This is a genomic window from Spiroplasma endosymbiont of Polydrusus pterygomalis, from assembly GCF_964030635.1.
Lineage (GTDB): Bacteria > Bacillota_I > Bacilli_A > Mycoplasmatales > Mycoplasmataceae > Spiroplasma.
On sequence record NZ_OZ034909.1, the window covers coordinates 233,913 to 252,688 of the forward strand.

General features: G+C 25.0%; 21 protein-coding genes and 1 pseudogene. 10 read left to right on the forward strand and 12 right to left on the reverse strand.

Annotated elements, in window-relative coordinates; translation table 4 throughout:
• Positions 1 to 256: 256 nt before the first annotated feature.
• Positions 257 to 319, reverse strand: coding sequence for a hypothetical protein (locus tag ACQH23_RS01460; RefSeq protein WP_425379279.1), 63 nt, complete (start codon positions 317 to 319; stop codon positions 257 to 259).
• 309 nt (positions 320 to 628) lie between these two features.
• On the opposite strand from ACQH23_RS01460, the gene ACQH23_RS01465 reads away from it, so the two are divergent.
• On the forward strand, positions 629 to 811 hold the full coding sequence (locus tag ACQH23_RS01465) for a hypothetical protein (protein ID WP_425378649.1): 183 nt from the start codon (positions 629 to 631) through the stop codon (positions 809 to 811).
• A 75-nt stretch (positions 812 to 886) separates the two neighbouring features.
• Positions 887 to 1,012: a hypothetical protein gene (locus ACQH23_RS01470; protein ID WP_425378650.1), complete on the forward strand. Its 126-nt coding sequence runs from the start codon at positions 887 to 889 to the stop codon at positions 1,010 to 1,012.
• Between the two features lie 284 nt (positions 1,013 to 1,296).
• On the opposite strand, the gene ACQH23_RS01475 is transcribed toward ACQH23_RS01470, so the two are convergent.
• The 7 genes from ACQH23_RS01475 to ACQH23_RS01505 all read right to left on the reverse strand — a co-directional run bounded on the left by ACQH23_RS01475 (position 1,297) and on the right by ACQH23_RS01505 (position 7,824).
• Complete coding sequence (locus ACQH23_RS01475) at positions 1,297 to 1,491, reverse strand: hypothetical protein (RefSeq protein WP_425378651.1); 195 nt, start codon at positions 1,489 to 1,491, stop codon at positions 1,297 to 1,299.
• On the reverse strand, positions 1,491 to 3,032 hold the full coding sequence (locus ACQH23_RS01480) for a sodium-dependent transporter (RefSeq protein WP_425378652.1): 1,542 nt from the start codon (positions 3,030 to 3,032) through the stop codon (positions 1,491 to 1,493). The genes ACQH23_RS01475 and ACQH23_RS01480 overlap by 1 nt, the downstream gene beginning before the upstream one ends.
• A gap of 50 nt (positions 3,033 to 3,082) precedes the next feature.
• Positions 3,083 to 4,729 (reverse strand): hypothetical protein, encoded by a 1,647-nt coding sequence (locus tag ACQH23_RS01485; RefSeq protein WP_425378653.1) that lies wholly within the window; start codon positions 4,727 to 4,729, stop codon positions 3,083 to 3,085.
• Positions 4,730 to 4,935: 206 nt separating this feature from the next.
• A complete protein-coding gene (locus ACQH23_RS01490; protein ID WP_425378654.1) occupies positions 4,936 to 5,145 on the reverse strand; it encodes a hypothetical protein in 210 nt (69 codons plus the stop codon).
• Positions 5,126 to 6,034, reverse strand: a complete 909-nt coding sequence (locus tag ACQH23_RS01495; protein WP_425378655.1) for a phage portal protein — start codon at positions 6,032 to 6,034, stop codon at positions 5,126 to 5,128. Before ACQH23_RS01495 ends, ACQH23_RS01490 begins: the two co-directional genes overlap by 20 nt.
• 170 nt (positions 6,035 to 6,204) lie before the next feature.
• Entirely contained in the window at positions 6,205 to 7,137 is a 933-nt protein-coding gene (locus ACQH23_RS01500; protein WP_425379280.1) for a terminase TerL endonuclease subunit, read from the reverse strand.
• Between the two features lie 6 nt (positions 7,138 to 7,143).
• Positions 7,144 to 7,824, reverse strand: coding sequence for a terminase large subunit domain-containing protein (locus ACQH23_RS01505; RefSeq protein WP_425378656.1), 681 nt, complete (start codon positions 7,822 to 7,824; stop codon positions 7,144 to 7,146).
• Between the two features lie 243 nt (positions 7,825 to 8,067).
• Between ACQH23_RS01505 and ACQH23_RS01510 the strand changes: the two genes are divergently transcribed.
• Positions 8,068 to 8,331: a hypothetical protein gene (locus tag ACQH23_RS01510; RefSeq protein ID WP_425378526.1), complete on the forward strand. Its 264-nt coding sequence runs from the start codon at positions 8,068 to 8,070 to the stop codon at positions 8,329 to 8,331.
• Between the two features lie 58 nt (positions 8,332 to 8,389).
• Here ACQH23_RS01510 and ACQH23_RS01515 read toward each other — a convergent pair whose 3' ends face one another.
• Positions 8,390 to 8,986 (reverse strand): DDE-type integrase/transposase/recombinase, encoded by a 597-nt coding sequence (locus tag ACQH23_RS01515; RefSeq protein WP_425377606.1) that lies wholly within the window; start codon positions 8,984 to 8,986, stop codon positions 8,390 to 8,392.
• 260 nt (positions 8,987 to 9,246) lie between these two features.
• The gene (locus ACQH23_RS01520; protein ID WP_425378657.1) at positions 9,247 to 9,510 is read right to left on the reverse strand and encodes a transposase family protein; all 264 of its coding nucleotides are present in this window, start codon (positions 9,508 to 9,510) and stop codon (positions 9,247 to 9,249) included.
• Positions 9,511 to 9,567: 57 nt separating this feature from the next.
• Here ACQH23_RS01520 and ACQH23_RS01525 point away from each other — a divergent pair, with 57 nt between their 5' ends.
• The 3 genes from ACQH23_RS01525 (at position 9,568) to ACQH23_RS01535 (ending at position 11,928) form a co-directional block, all read left to right on the forward strand.
• Positions 9,568 to 9,738 carry a hypothetical protein gene (locus ACQH23_RS01525; RefSeq protein ID WP_425378658.1) on the forward strand — a complete coding sequence of 57 codons (171 nt, stop codon included), beginning with the start codon at positions 9,568 to 9,570 and terminating at the stop codon, positions 9,736 to 9,738.
• A 95-nt stretch (positions 9,739 to 9,833) separates the two neighbouring features.
• Positions 9,834 to 10,682: an IS3 family transposase gene (locus tag ACQH23_RS01530; protein ID WP_425378659.1), complete on the forward strand. Its 849-nt coding sequence runs from the start codon at positions 9,834 to 9,836 to the stop codon at positions 10,680 to 10,682.
• 295 nt (positions 10,683 to 10,977) lie between these two features.
• The gene (locus ACQH23_RS01535; RefSeq protein WP_425377874.1) at positions 10,978 to 11,928 is read left to right on the forward strand and encodes an IS30 family transposase; all 951 of its coding nucleotides are present in this window, start codon (positions 10,978 to 10,980) and stop codon (positions 11,926 to 11,928) included.
• Between the two features lie 125 nt (positions 11,929 to 12,053).
• On the opposite strand, the gene ACQH23_RS01540 is transcribed toward ACQH23_RS01535, so the two are convergent.
• Together ACQH23_RS01540 and ACQH23_RS01545 are read right to left on the reverse strand one after the other, a co-directional pair.
• A complete protein-coding gene (locus ACQH23_RS01540; RefSeq protein WP_425378660.1) occupies positions 12,054 to 13,406 on the reverse strand; it encodes a M17 family metallopeptidase in 1,353 nt (450 codons plus the stop codon).
• 481 nt (positions 13,407 to 13,887) lie between these two features.
• Positions 13,888 to 14,871: pseudogene (locus ACQH23_RS01545) on the reverse strand (IS30 family transposase).
• A gap of 388 nt (positions 14,872 to 15,259) precedes the next feature.
• Between ACQH23_RS01545 and ACQH23_RS01550 the strand changes: the two are divergent.
• From ACQH23_RS01550 to ACQH23_RS01565, 4 genes are all read left to right on the forward strand, one after another.
• Complete coding sequence (locus ACQH23_RS01550) at positions 15,260 to 15,658, forward strand: hypothetical protein (RefSeq protein WP_425378661.1); 399 nt, start codon at positions 15,260 to 15,262, stop codon at positions 15,656 to 15,658.
• Positions 15,651 to 17,015, forward strand: coding sequence for a PBSX family phage terminase large subunit (locus ACQH23_RS01555; protein WP_425378662.1), 1,365 nt, complete (start codon positions 15,651 to 15,653; stop codon positions 17,013 to 17,015). The genes ACQH23_RS01550 and ACQH23_RS01555 overlap by 8 nt, the downstream gene beginning before the upstream one ends.
• 96 nt (positions 17,016 to 17,111) lie before the next feature.
• A complete protein-coding gene (locus tag ACQH23_RS01560) occupies positions 17,112 to 17,390 on the forward strand; it encodes a hypothetical protein (protein WP_253301740.1) in 279 nt (92 codons plus the stop codon).
• The gene (locus ACQH23_RS01565) at positions 17,383 to 18,774 is read left to right on the forward strand and encodes a hypothetical protein (protein WP_425378663.1); all 1,392 of its coding nucleotides are present in this window, start codon (positions 17,383 to 17,385) and stop codon (positions 18,772 to 18,774) included. Before ACQH23_RS01560 ends, ACQH23_RS01565 begins: the two co-directional genes overlap by 8 nt.
• Positions 18,775 to 18,776: the final 2 nt, after the last annotated feature.

An 18,776-nucleotide genomic window follows, 5' to 3' on the forward strand; every position in this document is an offset into this window, starting at 1 on the left:
CCTAAGACAATAAAAGGAATATAGAGACATCATTAAATCCCGCTAAGGTTACTAATTCAACATGGAAGATTGATTTAGTAATAATTACTAAATCATCTACTGACTGTAACAATTTAATTAGGGCTAAGGTTGACAACCCAGCGTCTAAGTAAAGACACATTTTGTTTTTAATTTTTGCAACTTCTTAACGAACAATTAAATACTTTTCTTCAACATGCAGTTGAATCTTTTCATTTAATTGTTCCTCTAGCCGAAATTAACGGCCCTTTTGCAATTTAACCCCACCATGAACGCGTTTTAATAAACCTTGTTGTTCCATTTCCTTTAAATCACGGCGTAATGTTGTTGGAGAGACTTACAATTGGGCAATTAAATCATTAACTAACACTAAATGTTGATCATCTAAGCAAGCTAAAATTTTTTCTTATCGTATCTTTTAACATCTTCTCACTATTTATAATTATACGCTTTTTTTAACCAAAAATAAATTTAATTTTGAATAATTTTGCTTTAATTTTGTAGAAAATATGCTGTATATTTATTAAATTTTTGTCCTTTTCTTGCCATATAAAAATGCACCTCCTTTAAAAGTTTAGCAAAGACTTTTTTTCTTTACTTACTTTTTTGGGTGCAGTCTACTGTTGCTTCATGGTATGAAAATTTTAAAAAAGGGATTTTAAACACCAATAAAGGTCCAAAAGAATCATTTGAAAAAAGAGATTTAAACTATTACAAAGTTAGGTATGAATTACTAAAAAAGCTTCATGATTTTTACAATTGCTGAATTATACTTGTAAGTGCAAGTAAATAAAATTGCAAAAAATCTCATATAAAAATTTTATGATGCTAAGTTTATTTTATAAAAAATAAAGCAAGGAGTTTTTATATGGGATATAAACATCTTGGCATAGATGAAAGAATTTATATTGATAATCAATTGAAGTTTAAAAAATGCCAAATTGTAAAGTTAAGTGCAACTAAATTATCTTTCGCCAATCGAATATTTGGTTAGAAAAATAATTTAGTTGCACTTAACTTTACAATTTGGCATATATTAATGATGTTAAAAAATGAAATAAATGATATTCAAACCAAAAAGAAAAAGATATAATAAATGAAAGTTTGTAAACATTTTTATTAATACTTACTAAACAGGGTGCAGTCTACTTAAATAAAATAGCATTGAAAATAAATTCAATGTCAATAAAATCATTAAATTATAAAAATTCATTGAATTTAATACAAAATATTCAATAAAATGTCCCAAATATATTTACAATTCAGGAAATATTAAACCTACTCTTCTTTATCAGTTTTATGATCTAAACTTGGTTCTAAATCCGTTTCTAATTTATTTTCCATTGCCAGCTTTTGGTCAACCTCTAATGTATGCTGACTACGTTGTCAATCCTTATAAATAAAAAAACCAAAAGCAACGGCTAATAAAGTTGATAAAACCAATAAAACAACAATAGCAATTGTGACTAACATTATTTTACCCCTCCTTTTTCGCGTTTTATTCCATAATAATTATTTAGACTTGCCACTAAGACTGGCACAAAAATTCCTAAAACAAACGCTAAGACTGAAATATATCACACATTTTTAGTACAACTAATAATAAAATCATAAATTGAAAAGCCAATAATAACCCCTAAAATCAAGGGAATTAAATAATGCATCATTAATTGATATAATTTTCGTAATTTAATTCATGACACTTGATTATTGTAATTTATTATAATATTAATTTTTCTGGCATATCAAACAAAGAAAATAATTTGGGCTAACGATACTAAAATTAAATCTAACCCCGCTGCTAACAATTGGAATGAATTAATTACTTGATAAGTACTTTCAAAAACTAATGCTAAACCAACCAAAATAATTGTTGAACAAATTCCACAAATTACTTTTTGATTACTAATTTCATATTGGGTTTCAATCGCATCAACAACAACTTCGACATTTCCGACTGTTGTACTTAATCCAGCAATAAATAAAGCGAGAAAGAATAAAACCCCTAAGAAATTTCCAATTCCGACGGCAGTATTCTGATTAATAATGTGGAATGTTTCGGGTAAAACATTAAAAACAAAAACCATTAAATCATTCCCGAACTTTGCGGCAATTTGTTGTTGAAATAATAAAATATTACTTTTATCCGTAACTAAATTATTAACGATTGCTCCTGATGCGCCAAAAATAAAAATTAAATTAGTAATCGATAAAAATAAAATTCCAATTACCAATAAATACGCTTTTGAAGCATTATCTTGATTATGCGGTCCAACACCAGAAAACCGCATCATCATTCCCATCCCTAATGATGTTGTAAAAAAGGATAGGGAAAAAACACTTGATCAGGTTTCACTTTGTTGTAATTTTTTTAAATTTTCGGGTAAAAATAATGTTGCTAATCCTTGGTGGCTACCGGAAACAGTTAAAATATAAATTGCTAAAATTAAAATAATTAAAAATAATAAGGGCATAAAAAATTTATTAACTTTTTCAATTCCTTTAATTCCAAATAATAAAATAACTCCAACTAACAAGACCACAAATAGAAAAGCTAAGAAGACAAGTCATTGAAAACCACCATTATTTATGACGCCAAAACCGCCCTGTTCTAAAATATGATTATTAAAAATATTCCCATCAACATTACTAATTAAGGTCGGACTAAACTCAATCCCAATTGAAATAATCGTATAACCAACTAGTACTGAATAATAAATCGGAATAATAATCATTAATGTCGCTTGAAATCACCCCATAAACCGGCTAAAGTGCACACTTTCCTTATCAAAAATATTAATAACACTTTTCCGACGGAGATTCCCCAAATTAAATTCAAAAATTAATAAGGGCACCCCAACAATTAACATCGCCAAAATATAAATTAAGAAAAAATAAAATCCCCCATTTTTATTAATATAACCAGGTAACCCTCAAATTACCCCTAAGCCAATTGCGGCTCCTAATGATGAAACAATAAATCCAAATTTTGTCATTTGCTTCTTAATACTCATTTTTCTCCTCCTTTGCTTTTAAATAAAAATGCAACAATCTTGCATTTTTATTAATCTTTTTTGTTTTGTGGTGGCATCTTGCGACGTGCCCCCCAAATAACAGCAATAATAATACTTGTACAAACAACCCCAAAAATAACAATTAAAATTATTTTAATAAGATTAACTTTTTGATTATAACTAGAAACATCATCGTAACCAAAAATATTCCCTGAATATTGACCTCTAACCCCAATATTATCTAAAATGTCTTTAAAATAATCTTGTGCATTATTACGGGCTTCTTTAATCATTCCATAATAAGCATCAACAGCATGTCCCATCTCATGATTTAAAATATAAAATTGATTCGGTGCACTTCATCATCCACTATTATATTGCGAACTAACTCTTCCGCGCATAGTATTATCAATTCCTTCAGTAGAAATAACAATATTTGCTTTTCTTGTTGTAACAATTTGATTGCTTGTTCCTATCGCATTTTCAAAAGAATAACTTGTATAAGCTGCTGTCCGTTCTGATTGATTTTCCAATCGGGCATATGGTGAAAAAATAAAACCAGTTAAGAAATATTTAAAATTATTATCCGTTACAGCATAGGTTATATTAAATAAATCCAAAATTTGATTTTCAAAATTCCTAACCTCATCATCACTTCAACGATAATAATCTTGAACTGCTTGAACACTATCTTTTAAGAAAATGGTGCTACCTTTTCGGTGATAATAATTATTCTCATACCTTGTTAAATTTTTTAAAGTCTGATCTAATTTATCAAATGATGCATAATTCTTTTGTTTTGCCGCACTCATAAAGTCTTCATATTTTCTACGGGATGACCTTTGGGCTTTCGTATAGGAATCATTCATCATTTTTGCTAATTCATCAGATAAATCCCATCATCCATTGGCAATAATATTTTGGTATATTACACTACTTAAAATAGGAAAATGACTATTTTTAATGTCCTTATTTTTATTTGATTGTCACATAATTAATGCCGTTTTAAGAGCATTAAAAGTATAACTCTCTTCTTCTCCAATTGTTTGTTGTAACCCAAAACGAGAACCAAAAAGATTAGAACTATATTTTAAATTAACAGCATCAGATGATTTTTTTGCTAAATTAGTATCGTAAATAATTTTTGATGACGCAAGATACTGGTCAATGAAATCAAGGCTCTTTTGAAGCGTACTTATTTGTGAACCAAAATTATTTTTTTGTAAGGGCGCATAAATATCAATAAAAAACTCATTCAAAATTTCTCAACTCTTATTTTTCATCGCATCTGGTGTTGTTGTTCACTTCGCATATGCTTCCGCAAAAAATTCTTTTCAACTTTCCATTCCATAACCACTAATGTTAACAATTGAACCGATTAACGACATTTCAAACAGTTCCTTTCGATTTATTGTAACATTACATGTTTTACCTCAACCATTATAAATGGTATCTTTATTTTGAATAATATTTTGTTCGATTTCTCTTATTGTACTGTTACTACTAATATTTGATGATTTATAAATAAATTCAAGCAATATTCGTCCAGAATAAATAAAATCATCTTGACTAGTTGATGTAATATTTGTTAATCCAATGTATCCATTTGAATCAACAAAATTAGTAGTTGGTATAAATGCCAAATTAACAGTTCCAAACACTCATAAACTACTCGCTATTGCATGAAACTTTCCCATAATTTTTTCTCCTTTTATATTTTAAAAATTTATTACTGCTACACACTAGTTTAATTTAAAATAAGTCTTATTTTAAAAAAAAGGACTTTTAAAAAAAGTAGACTGCACCCTGTTTAGTAAGTATTAATAAAAATGTTTACAAACTTTCATTTATTATATCTTTTTCTTTTCGGTTTGAATATCATTTATTTCATTTTTTAACATCATTAATATATTAGCTGAATTATACTTGTAAGTGCAAGTATAATTCAGCTAATTTTTTCGTGTTCTTGCCAATCAGAATTTTTTGTCATTCCATAAATATCTAATCCCTCAACACTTTCATATCCCTCTTGATTTCTAACTTCATTTGGTGATAAAACACTATGCTCTAACATTTTTGCGTAATATGCTGTTTTATCTTGTAAATTTCCCAATAGTACTCGTTTTGCTGAAAATTTTAAAACTAAATTCTTGTTCTCATTGTGTTAATAATGGTTGAATAACAGAACTAACATAACCTTGATATTGCTCTGGACTATATTTTCCATTAACAATTTCAGAAGCAACATTATAAAAGTTATAAATATTATTTCGATATTGTTCCATTTGTTCTTTATTTAAGTTAGAAATATTACAATCTACTTCTTGAAAATCTAGACCATTATCTAAAATGGCAAAACCGCGATATTTATTTTGTAAATTATTATCTACAAATTCTTTTAATTTTTCTTGTAATTGTTCTGGAGCAACTATATTATTAACTTTTAATATACCTTTTAAATTACCTGATTGTTTTAAATTATTAATTGAGGAATTAATCATCTCTTCTAGTAATTTTGTTGAATATTCTAATGATTTATTTGGAATTTCTCCGAATAATCCTTTATTATAAAATTTTCGTAAATGTATTAAATCATCATATGGTAATACTAAATTTGTGTTATTTAAATAAAACTTTATAAAATATTGATTATTTTTATCGAATAAAATTTCTAAAAAATCATACTCAATAGGAATTAAAGAATTAATTTTGTCATTTTCTCATTGAATATAAATAAAAGTATTTCCTTGTAAAAACAAATTAGTTGTTATTTTATAATAAAAATCATAAGTACTCATCCCTAAATTTGGTCTAACATTTAATAAATATTTTAAATTATATTTATTTGTGGTTTTAATATTTTCTTTTTCGACACACTGTGGTATTTCTTTTAACTGGGCAATATCACTTGCTATTCGATTAATTGTGCTTTTAACAACATCAATTTCATAATTATTAGTAAAATTTGATAAAAAAGTTTTAAAGTCATGATTAATATACATAAAATTTTGTTTTTTGGATAAATTATTATTTATTTTTTTTTGTTTTTTCTTAAATCACAGAGCAATTTTATTACCCTCCCTTACTTAAATCAATAATTTAAGTCGTCACGATGATACCATCATTATTTAAAAAAGTACAAGTCTTTATAAAAAATGTACTTTAAAATTAGTTAATCATTAAAATTTTTTCCTATGTCTGTTTGATAAATTTTAAAATGTTGTTCATTATTTATATACATTTTATAAGCAAATAATAATGCCATAAAACCATCAATCCTTTTACGTGAACTTTTTTTAATTGGCATAACATTTTCTTTGCTATCTGTTATAAGTTTTGTGTTATCTAAATTTCATTTAAAAATAGGGTGATTATTATAAATAATTTTATCATCATAAAATAATGGAGCAATCGATTTTACTAATGGTGATATTGTATATATACCATTTGTGACAACTTCTGTTCTATTATAAAAACCGTTTTGTTCCAATTTTTCTTTTATATAATCTGCATAATATCTATTATATCCAATTTTTACACAAATTAAATTATATTTTTTAACAGTCTCAATAATATAATCAATTATTTCATCTCTATTTACAGCGGATCCAAGTGTAAAAGTTATGTATCCTTGTTTTTCTCAAACAGAATATAAAACTTTGTCTTCTTTTTCATTTTTATATGCTCTTTCTCGGGGAATAAAAAAATGTGGAAAAATAAAAAACTCACCAGTTTTTTCGGGTATTAAAATTACAACAGCAGTTAAGTCCATTGTTTGTGATAAATCAATACCAATAGTACAATATTTATTTTTAAAATAATCTTCTAAATTAACATTTTTATTATTTTTTTCTTGTAAAGAGCCAAAATTAAATAATGAAGTTTCTTGCAGTGAAGCAATATTACAATGGCGAGTTAAAAAACTTGGTTGTTGTAATGGTTGGTTAATTGCTGTTTCTCATTCTTCTTTTAACTTTTCAATATTTTTATAAATACCAAGATTTGGATTTGCTTTATATAGATTTTTAAATTTTTTTCATTCATTAAAATTATCTAATTCATATATTCAAGGTAAAAAATTATCGTTTTGATAAATATTATTTAATACTTTTTAAGCATATTCATATCTCTCATCATAAATACTTTCACGAGTACTTCCACTTGTTGTAATTAAAAGCATTAATGTATTTTTTCTTTTTGATGTTGCTGATTTAATAACATCATATAAGTCTCTTTTTTTCATAGCCGCCAATTCATCTAAAATTACTACATATGGATTTAAACCATCTAATGTTTTATCTTCTGATGCTAATGGTTGAAAATGTGATCAATCTCTTAAAAATTCTATTTTATCTCTTGTTATTTTTAATTTACTATTTAATCATTCTTCTTGTCTAATCATACTTTTAACTTCATCAAAAATTATTTTTGCTTGCTCTTTTTTCGTTGCAACTGTATATATACTTGCTCTTTTTTCGTTATCCAATAACAAACATTTTAAAGCAATAGCAGATGCTAAGGTTGATTTACCATTCCCTCTACCAACAACTAATAATGCTTCTTTAAATCTACGAATATTGTTTTCTTTTTCATAAAAACCAAATAATGCTTCTATAAATGCTTTTTGTCATAATTCTAATTTAAAATTTTGCCCCGCATATTCACCAGTTGAAAGATGACAAAACCTTTCTATAAAAATTATTGCACCACTTGCTTGTTTTTTATTAAAATAAAACCTTTTACTATTTTTTAATTCATTAACTAAATTAGATAATATCTTTTTAATTTTCAAACAAACAATGTTTTTATTTTTTTAATTCACTCGTTATATAATTCTAAATTAGTTTTACTATTCATAGTTTTTTCCATTATAAATTACTTTTCTTCTATTTGTAGAATCTCATCTAATAGATTATTGTTTGTTTGGAATATAGGAGATACTTCATTTTTTTGATCGCTTTCTTTAGACTGCACCCAAAAAAGTAAGTAAAGAAAAAAAGTCTTTGCTAAACTTTTAAAGGAGGTGCATTTTTATATGGCAAGAAAAGGACAAAAATTTAATAAATATACAGCAGATTTTCGAAAAAGGATAGGACAAGAGATTAAAAATAATAGTATAAGTTTTATTGCAAAAAAATATGCAATTAATAAAAAAACTGTTGCTTCATGGTATGAAAATTTTAAGAAAGGGATTTTAAACACCAATAAAGGTCCAAAAGAATCATTTGAAAAAAGAGATTTAAACTATTACAAAGTTAGGTATGAATTATTAAAAAAGCTTCATGACTTTTACAATTAAATAAAAGAAAAATTGTATTTTAGACTGCACCCCGTTTAATAAGTATTAATAAAAAGGTTTACAAACTTTCATTTATTATATCTTTTTCTTTTTGGTTTGAATATCATTTATTTCATTTTTTAACATCATTAATATATTCATTATGAGATTTATAATTTTTATTATGGATTGTTCCTTTTTTAAGTAATGAATGAAAACTTTCAATAATAATGTTGTCTGCACAATGATAATTTTTACCCATTGAAATTATAATTTTGTTATCTAAACATTTACTATTATAATCTTTAGATGTATATTGATATCCGTGATCTGAATGAATTATTGTTTTATTTAGATCTTTTTTTATTTTTTTAATTTTATTAATTGCAGCATTTAAATTATCAATTACAAGTTTGTTATTATTAAATTTTGATCATTTTACATCAATAATTTCTTTAGTATATCCATCAATTATTGTTGATTGATAATGTTTTTTACCATTTCAAATTAAATAAGTTACATCAGTAAATAAAATTGAAAATCTTTCTTTAATATCATTAAAATTACGATTTACTAAATCAGGATATTTAATGATATTTTTATTTCTATTTTGTTTTATTAATATTTTTCTACGCATACGCTTTACATATTCAGCTTGAATATTATTTTCTTTCATAATTCGTAATACTTTCTTAGCATTATAAACAATGCCATAATCTTATTTTAAATATTTGGTAATTCTACGATAACCAAATTGTTTTAAATTTTCTTCATAGACTTTTACAATATTTTTTAATGATTCGCTATCCTTACCATTACTTGAATAATTTTTATATTTATCTCAATAACTACGCTTTAAATTTGTTACATCAAGTAATAAATTTAGTGGATATTTATTAAGGTTTTCTTTGATAAAAAATACAATTTTTCTTTTATTTAATTGTAAAAGTCATGAAGCTTTTTTAGTAATTCATACCTAACTTTGTAATAGTTTAAATCTCTTTTTTCAAATGATTCTTTTGGACCTTTATTGGTGTTTAAAATCCCTTTCTTAAAATTTTCATACCATGAAGCAACGGTTTTTTTATTAATTGCATATTTTTTTGCAATAAAACTTATACTATTATTTTTAACCTTTTGTCCTATCATTTTTCGAAAATCTGCTGTATATTTATTAAATTTTTGTCCTTTTCTTGCCATATAAAAATGCACCTCCTTTAAAAGTTTAGCAAAGACTTTTTTTCTTTACTTACTTTTTTGGGTGCAGTCTATCATATTAGTTTAGCAACTATTTCAAAATGAGTAAATCAATTTCAACAAAATAAAGAAATTCTAAAAGAACGAAAAAAGCGAAAAGATTTTGAATTAAATAAGTTTAAAAAACCCTTAGAACGTGAAAACTATTTATTAAAAAAAATGAAAGAATAAAAGCTGAGAATGAGGTTTTAAAAAAACTTGAAGCTCTTCCAAAGATAAAAACAAAAACAAACATTAGAAAACAAATTACTTTTATTAAATCAGAATTGCAAGTTTCAAAAATTACTTTATCATGATATTTAAAAGAATTAAGAATTTCATATGTTACTTGAAATAAATATTCAAAAAATTGTGATGAATATCAACCAAATATTGATTATTCAATATATGAAATAATTAAAGCAATTCATAGAGAAAATAGTATTAAAGGACACAGACAAATTAAGTTATCTTTGGAAGAGCAAAAAATTAATGTGTCGAATTCAACAGTTTATCGTTATATGAAATTAGCTAATAGAATTTCTAGTGTAAGAATTAAAACAAGAAAAAAAATTAATCATTTCTTAAAAATGACAAATGAACATATTCGACATAAATATCTATTAAAACGTAATTTTAAAGCTGAAAAAACTAATCAAAAGTGATCAATTGATATTACGTATGTTAAAACAATCACAGAATGAGTATATTTATTTGCAATCAAGGATTTATTTAGTAATTTAATAGTGAATTATTCTTTAACAACAACCCCGACAGTAAATTGAGTAAATAATTGTATCAAAGAAGCAATTATTAAAAGAAAAATAATCAAAGGTGAATTAACTATTAATTCTGATCAAGGTATTCATTTCACTTCAAAAGCTTATGAAAAATTATTAAAAAAACACGGTATAAATATAAGTATGTCAAGAAGAGGCAATTATTTAGATAATTCACCGATTGAAAATTGATTTTCAATTCTTAAAACCGAGAACTCAGAATTATCACACTGTAAAAATATTTTAGAAGTAAAAAATATTGTAGATAATTATATAATTCATTATAATGAAAAAAGAAAAATTTTAAATTTAAAAATGCCACCACTTCAATATGAAATGAAAGCATTTTTTAATTAAAATTCTCAGTTATCTGAAACTGTGCAGCAAAAAGAACATAATTTTTATTTTAATAAAAATAATTACCAATTTTTAATAAATCAAAATGTTTCTCAACAAGCAAGAGTGTTTATTTAAAAAATCAAAATAATTCAATAAATATTTATTAGACTTCTTGCGATACTAACAAAAATAAAAAAATTACAAATGCTGAATTATACTTGTAAGTGCAAGTAAATAAAATTGCAAAAAATCTCATATAAAAATTTTATGATGCTAAGTTTATTTTAGAAAAAATAAAGCAAGGAGTTTTTATATGGGATATAAACATCTTGGCATAGATGAAAGAATTTATATTGAGAATCAATTGAAGTTTAAAATAAAAATTAGTGAAATAGCTAAAAATATTAATCGAAGTATTAGTACTATTATTCGAGAAGTTAATAGAAATAAAGATAATAATCATTATTTTTCATTAATTGCACAAAATAAAGCAGAAAATAGAAAACAATCACATATTTATTTTCATAAGTTTAAAAATAGAGAATTAGTAAAATATGTACAACAAAAATTATTATTAGGTTGATCACCCGAACAAATTTATGGCAAAATTAAAAATTTTCATAAAGAATGAATTATTAGTTTTAAAACAATTTACAATTGAATTTATTCTGGATTACTTGAAAAAGTTACTAATAAAAATTTAAGAAGAAAAGGTAAGAAACGAAAATATCAAGAAAATCGGGGTAAATTTAATGGTAAATCAATTAAAGAACGAAATGCTAATGTTAATAATCGCGTAACTCTTGGTCATTGAGAAGGTGATACCGTAGTATCATCACGAGGTAAAAGTAAATCATGTTTAATAACTTTAGTTGAAAGAACATCAAGATTTACTTTAGCAATATTAGTTGAAAATAGAACTACTAAAGTTATTAACGAAAATATTAGCCATTATTTATCAATTCTTCCAAATAATCTTGTTAAGACTATAACATTTGATCGTGGTAAAGAATTTGCTAATTGACAACAACTTGAAAAAAATTTAAATGTGAAAATTTATTTTGCTAATGCATATTCACCCTGACAAAGAGGTACTAATGAAAATACTAATGGTTTAATTAGAGAAAAATTTCCTAAAAAATTTAATTTTTCAAATACTACTAAAAATGCAGTTCATAAATTTATATTGTCTTTAAACCAAAGACCAAGAAAAATACTAAATTATCTTTCGCCAATCGAATATTTGGTTAGAAAAATAATTTAGTTGCACTTAACTTTACAATTTGGCAAATAAAAAAAACAATCCTTTAATAAGAGTTGTTTTTTCCTACTTCATCCTTTATTCTACATGCAATAAAAAAACATCTTGCGGTTGCAAAATGTTTGGGATTATCCTTTAAATAGTTCAAATAATGTTTTAATCATTATTCCGGTTCCACGACCATTATTAGTATCTGCTGTTCCAGCAATGTCTAAATGAATATATGGTTTTTCTTCCACAAATTCGCATAGGAAGGCAGCAGCAGTTGAGCTACCAGCAAAACGTGAACTTTCAGCATTTGTTAAATCGGCAATTGGTGTTTTTCGCATTACGGCAGTGTGCTCTTCTAAAATTGGCATTCTTCAAATTCCTTCATGGGCATTAGTTGCTGCTTGAGCAAATTGATCATATCAAGCATCATTGTTAGCAAAGACTCCAGTTAATAATTTTCCTAAGGCAACTAGAATTGCTCCAGTTAAAGTTGAAGCTTCAATTAATTTATAAACATTTAATTTACGAATAGCATAAGTAATACCATCGGCTAGGACTAATCTTCCTTCAGCATCAGTATTGTCAATTTGAACTGTTTTTCCATTCATTGAAGTAATAACTGATTCTGTTAGGGTTGCTTTACCACCAATACGGTTTTCTGTTAAACAAGCTACTGCGGCAATATTTGTTTTAACTTGGGCTTTTGCTAAAGCTAAGACAGTTGAACAAACAATTCCTGCTCCAGACATATCAAATTTCATTCCAGTTAAGGCTGTTGAAGGTTTTAAATTATATCCACCACTATCAAAAGTAATTCCTTTTCCAATTAACCCAACTTTTTCTTTTTTGCTACTATCACCTAAATATTCTAAAACAACAACGCGTGGTTCTAAGTAACTTCCAGCATTAACAGCTAAAAGTAACCTCATTTTTTCTTTTTCAATTTCTTTTTTATCTAAAATTTTCACTTTTAAATTTGGTATTCCTTTTGCCACTGCTGTAATTTTTTCAGCAAAAACTTCTGGATACATTAAATTTGGAGGAGTATCTTGTAACATACGAGCAAAGTTCACAAACTCCATTTTAATTTGAATTTCTTTAAATACGGTAGGCGCTTTTTCACAGGTGTGAATTAAATTAACTGTGTAATCTGTTTTTTCTTTTTTACCTGTTTTTAAATTATAACTATCATTTAATGCATATAGTGTTCCTTCGGCTAAGGCTTGGAAAAGATGACTATTTGCTTTGGCTCTTTTTTTGAAAGTATCAACATCAATGTTTAAATTATATTTGATTGTTGTCATAAATTTTTTTATAAAATCTTCTGCACTTTTAAAAGTTAATGATTTTTCAAAATAAGCATAAATTGTTTTTTGTTCTGAAATTAAAGTTGTTGTGCCATTTTCTTGAACAACTAAGGGATTAATTTCGTCACCTTTAAAAATTGCTTTTAAAGTTAAATCTTGTTTCTTATCATTTAATAATACCATTGTAAAATTCCTTCTTTCTATATAGATAATGGTTGTATAAATTATTTAAGGGTTTTAATTAATACCTTAGAAATTGTGGAATAATATACCACTTACTTATCTAGATTATATTACTTTTAATTTTATTGTCAATATATTTTTCTATTTTTTGTCCTTATCTTGTGATAATTTCGTAATAGTTATCTATCAAAAATTTCGCAATCATTTTTAATTTTAAATGATTGCGAAATTTTTGATAGATAACTATTACGAAATTATCACAAGATAAGGACAAAAAATAGAAAAATATATTGACAATAAAATTAAAAGTTGTATTATGTAAATTCAAGCAGCAAATTCTGTCTCTTGTTAGTATGATAATAACATCATTTAAAATAAATGCAACTATTTTTTTAAAAAAATTAAAATATTTGTAAATTTAGTCTATTTTAAGCATATTTAAGCACACTGAAAAATAATTTATTAAATTTTTAAAATAAACTTATCTAAAATTATTTAAAAATACTTCTTTAGATGTTCTTCAATTCAAACAAGGCCTTAATTTTTCATTCATAACATTAACTACTCAATCTATTTCTTGTTGAGTAACATTATTAAAATCCGTTCCCTTAATATACCGTTTTCTAAATTCACGGTTCATTCTTTCAATTAATGGTTTTTGTTTTGGTGAACCCGGATCACAAAAATAAATATTAGAACCAGTAATATTTTCTATTTCTTCAAACTTACTAAATTCTTTTCCTCTATCAGTTATTATTCCTTTAATTTTTCCAACCAAACCATTAATTTTAACTAATTCTTCAAGTTTTTCTAAAACCTCATTAGCAGTATGTTCTCCTAATTTAATTGCAAAATAATTTTTACTATTTTGTTCAACTAATACCAAACAACTAGATTGATGGTCTTTTCCAACTACGGTATCCATTTCAAAAAAACCAACATTAGATTTTTTATTTTCAATATCTCATATTGATTTGAATTTATCATCTAATTTTCCGCGATTATCAGGTCTTTTCTTTGTTATATTTCTTCTGCCACCATTTAATAAATTTTTCTTTAACAAACCCAAAAGACCTAAATAAATTCATTTATAAAAAGTTTTAACACAAGCAGGAAATTTAACACCAAACTTTATAAAATATCGATGAATAATTTACGCTGGCGAATCACCAAAAATATTAAATCGTAAATTTAAAAATTCTTGCTGCTCTTCTGTAAATGTAGGTAGTTTTTTAATAGACCTTTTTCGCTTTTGTTTATAATCTTTTTGTGCTTCAACTGGCATATAATCTTCTACCTTTTTAAATCGCTTTATTTCTCTTTTAACAGTATTAATTCCACGATTCATTTGCCGTGCTATTTCTGATAAATTAATTGAATCATTTTTCTTTTTACAAATATCAGAAAATAATAAATCTTTAAATAAATTTCGTTCATCAAATTTTACATGTGTATATTTTTGCATTTTTCTGTCTCCAATTCTTTTTAAAATATTTATAACATTAAATTAAAAATTATTGACAATTATTTTTATAAGTATATAATCTAAGTGATAAACAGTAAGTAAATTCTGTCTCTTAAAGCTGTTTATAAAAAATAAAGTAATTAAGTTTACTGCAATGTTTCTTTTAACTGAGATATATAAATAAAAATTTTTCTAGATTATTATTAATATATAAATTTAGGAGAAACATTGCGGTAATTAAGTTTACTTTTTTTTATTTTGATGTAAAATGTAAATGATAAAAAAAGAACCGCGATGGTTCTTTGTTATATTTTCAGATATAGTTTACTCTTTTATTTAATCATATTTATTAAATAATAGCAATTTTAGTATGGAAAAAGGAGTAAAAATGAAAGAATTTAATCCAAAAACAGCAAGTTTACGAACATTTTATCGTAAAATAGAGCAGTTTTGACGTGATAAATCACCTAATATCCCCTATACTTTAAATGATTTAACCAATAAATTAAATCTTTCTCGCCATTGAAGACAAGAAATTTATCGGAGCGAAAAGATAGTTCCTTTACTTGAAAAACAAGTTGATAAAATAGAAAGTGAACTTATTAAACAAATGGTTAAAACGCCAGAAGGTACTAGGTTATATTGACAGCGTGCATTTAATTATAAATATTCACTACAAGAAAAAGAACTTGAAAAAGAATTAAACTTAAATAATCAACAACCAATAATTGTTAATTTACAAACGGATATTAGAGATATTAAAAAAGAAACTGAAAATAATGCTTAATCATTTTACTTATTTATTAGAAACTCCTTATTGGTTATTACAAAATAGTAATATTGGTAATAAATATCCATTTGTTAAGAAATATGAATTAGTTAATGAAATTAATCAAATTGGAACACGATATAGTGGTAAGACTATATCAAATATTAAAATGTTTGGTGAATTATTAAAAATTAGTTTATTAATTAAAGAACCAATTTGTATAATTGCTAGTATGTATTGGAGTAAAGATTTAAAAGATAGTGTATTTCAAAATATATGAAATATGTTAGATGAAAATAATATACCTTATAGTATTAATTTATCAAATTTTACTTTTACTTTATCAAATGGTAGCAAAATATATTGTAAAGGTTTACATTCACCAAGTCGAAAAGAAAAATTAAAAGCCTTTGCTGATTTGAATAAGTATAAATTAGTAATTGATTGAAGAGAAGAATGTGACCAATTTCAACAAAAAGATTTAAGTGATTTAGAGTTTGCTATTCGTGGTTATCAAAATAAAATAACAATTAATACGTGTAATCCTGAAAGTTTAAAAAGATATATTGTTGGTTATTGTAATGAATTATTATCTTTTAATGAAGAAATAATGCGTAGTAAATATGAACAAATTAAATATATTGAAAAATGAAATATGAAAATTATTATTCATTATTCTAGTTGAAGACTTAATTATAAATTACCACAAGATAAAGTTAATGAACAATTAAGATTAGAACAATTAGATATTGAAAGAGCAAGAGTATGGAGTTGAGGATTGCCCGGTAATACTAGTGGTTCAATTTTTGCAAGATATATTGATATTATGCAAGCAACAGATATTATTCAACCAACGAAATTATTAGGTGGTGTTGATATTGCTAACGCGACCAGTCCTAAGGGACATACTACTGCCGCTAGTTTTTGACTATATAATTCATTTGATAAAAAAGCTTATAAATCTTCTGAGTATACGCATTCAAATGCTACACAGCAATTTAAAACAGAATTAGAACAAGTAAAAGATATTTTAGAGTTTTATAATAATCAATTAAATCAATACTTTAATTTAATACAGCAGGGTATTAGTATAAATGTTGATGATAGTGCATATTCAACATTACAAAGTTTAAATAGAGAAAAATATAATTATACTTTTGGGCAATATATGACATTTAAACCAGCACAAAAACAGAAATTTAAAATAAGACATCGGATTGAAGCATTTACAATGTTAATAAATACAAACCAATTAAAATGATTATGAGAAAAATGTCCTGTCAGTAAAACCCAATATGAATTAATTCAATGAGAAGATAAACCAGATGCCAGAGAAGAACGAATGTTAGACTTATATGATTGATACATTTGATAGTGATTTTTATGCTTTACATTTTGAATTAATACCAATGGTTAAACATAATAATTCAGCAGATTATAAATTATTACAACAAAGGGAGTGAATAACTTAATGAAAAAAGATATTTATGTAATCCATGATGAACGTGTAATAAATGCAAAAAGACCTTATATGTCTGTTTGTGGACAAGTTAAAAAAAGACTTTGTCAAGAATTAAAAAAAGATAATATCGCAATATGTAAATTAAATTTATATAACGAATATATTAAAAAATATCAAAAAGTTAAAGTATGTGTTCAAGTTTTAGCAAATGAGCCAAATTTATTAACAGTAAATATTATTAATTATGCACTTATCTTAAAATTAAAGGAGCAAAATAACCATGAATAATACTTTCCCTAGTTTACCAAACTTAAGTGATATTAATAGTGTTTTAAAATTTTATAATTATGATTGAACAATTAATTTAGCAAATATTATTGCTCGTCATCAAATGCGATTAATAAATGGTAAAGATATTTTATTTAAGTCTCATCGTAAAGATATTTTAGAAAAATTAAATTGATGATATGAAAATTATAAAATAAAAGAAAAGTTAGATAAAAACGAATTAACAGCAAGTTTAATGGGTAAAACTATTTTTGGTTTATTAGAAACTAGTGATGGCAATATTGATTTATGAATTAACCCTTTTAACTTTACATCTCGTGTAAGTAAAATAAATGAAATTGAACAAGGGGCTGATATTTGATTAAATTATCATCAATCAGACAGTGGATTTATTTTAAATTTAATTTGTACCAAAGATAAAATAGTTATTAAAGGTTGACCAAAAAATAACGAGGTAGTTGTTGGACAAAGTAAAACACAAATTAAAGATGATGTTAGACCTTTTTTAGTTCAAGAATTTAAAAATAAATTAGGTATAGTACCTTTTTGAGAAATGATTAATGAACCTAATCCGTTGTTCTTATCAACTTCAACTACATTAAATCCATGACCTACAATGGCAAATTGTTATAAATTACAATTTGATTTAGAAGATAGTTTTAATATTAAATCAAAAGAACGATGAGCTAATCGTACGCACTGATATGGGGTATTAGATGATGGTTTAATGAATGCTTACAATATGGGAAATAAAAAAGCATTACAAGATGTATTTGATGATATTTTCATTCAATCAGGTCAAACGGCAGCAGATGGGACATCATCACAATCTTTACAAGTAGTACAAGGTGCACCAACCTTAGAAACATATACTGAAGATCAAAAATCAATTATTGAACAAGTATATTTAGCATGTCATTTTTCTAGTCCTTTTGGTGATAAATCAGATAATGACCAGAATAAAACACAGTCATTATTAACTAAAACAAAAGACTTAGAAAAACAAGCATATTTACAAGCATATCGTAAGCAATATTATACTAAGATGTTTGATACTGTTTTAAAATATTATGGTTTATGAGATGGTATTGGTGAACGGCCTTATGGTTTTGATTTTATTAGTGCTAGTTTAGTTGACCAAATGCGACAAAATGAATTAATTACTGCTATATTAGATAATGGCACAATGGAACCAATAAGAGCTATAACTGAATATGACAATATTGATGAATTAGAAGCAACAAAATATTTTGAGAAAGTAGAAGAATGACAAGATAAAATGCAAGCCAAAGAAATCGAACATAATAATAAATTACTAGAATATGATGAAACTGGTAATAATCAAAACGCCTTACAAGGTAGAACGGAAATAAAGGAGAATTAAAA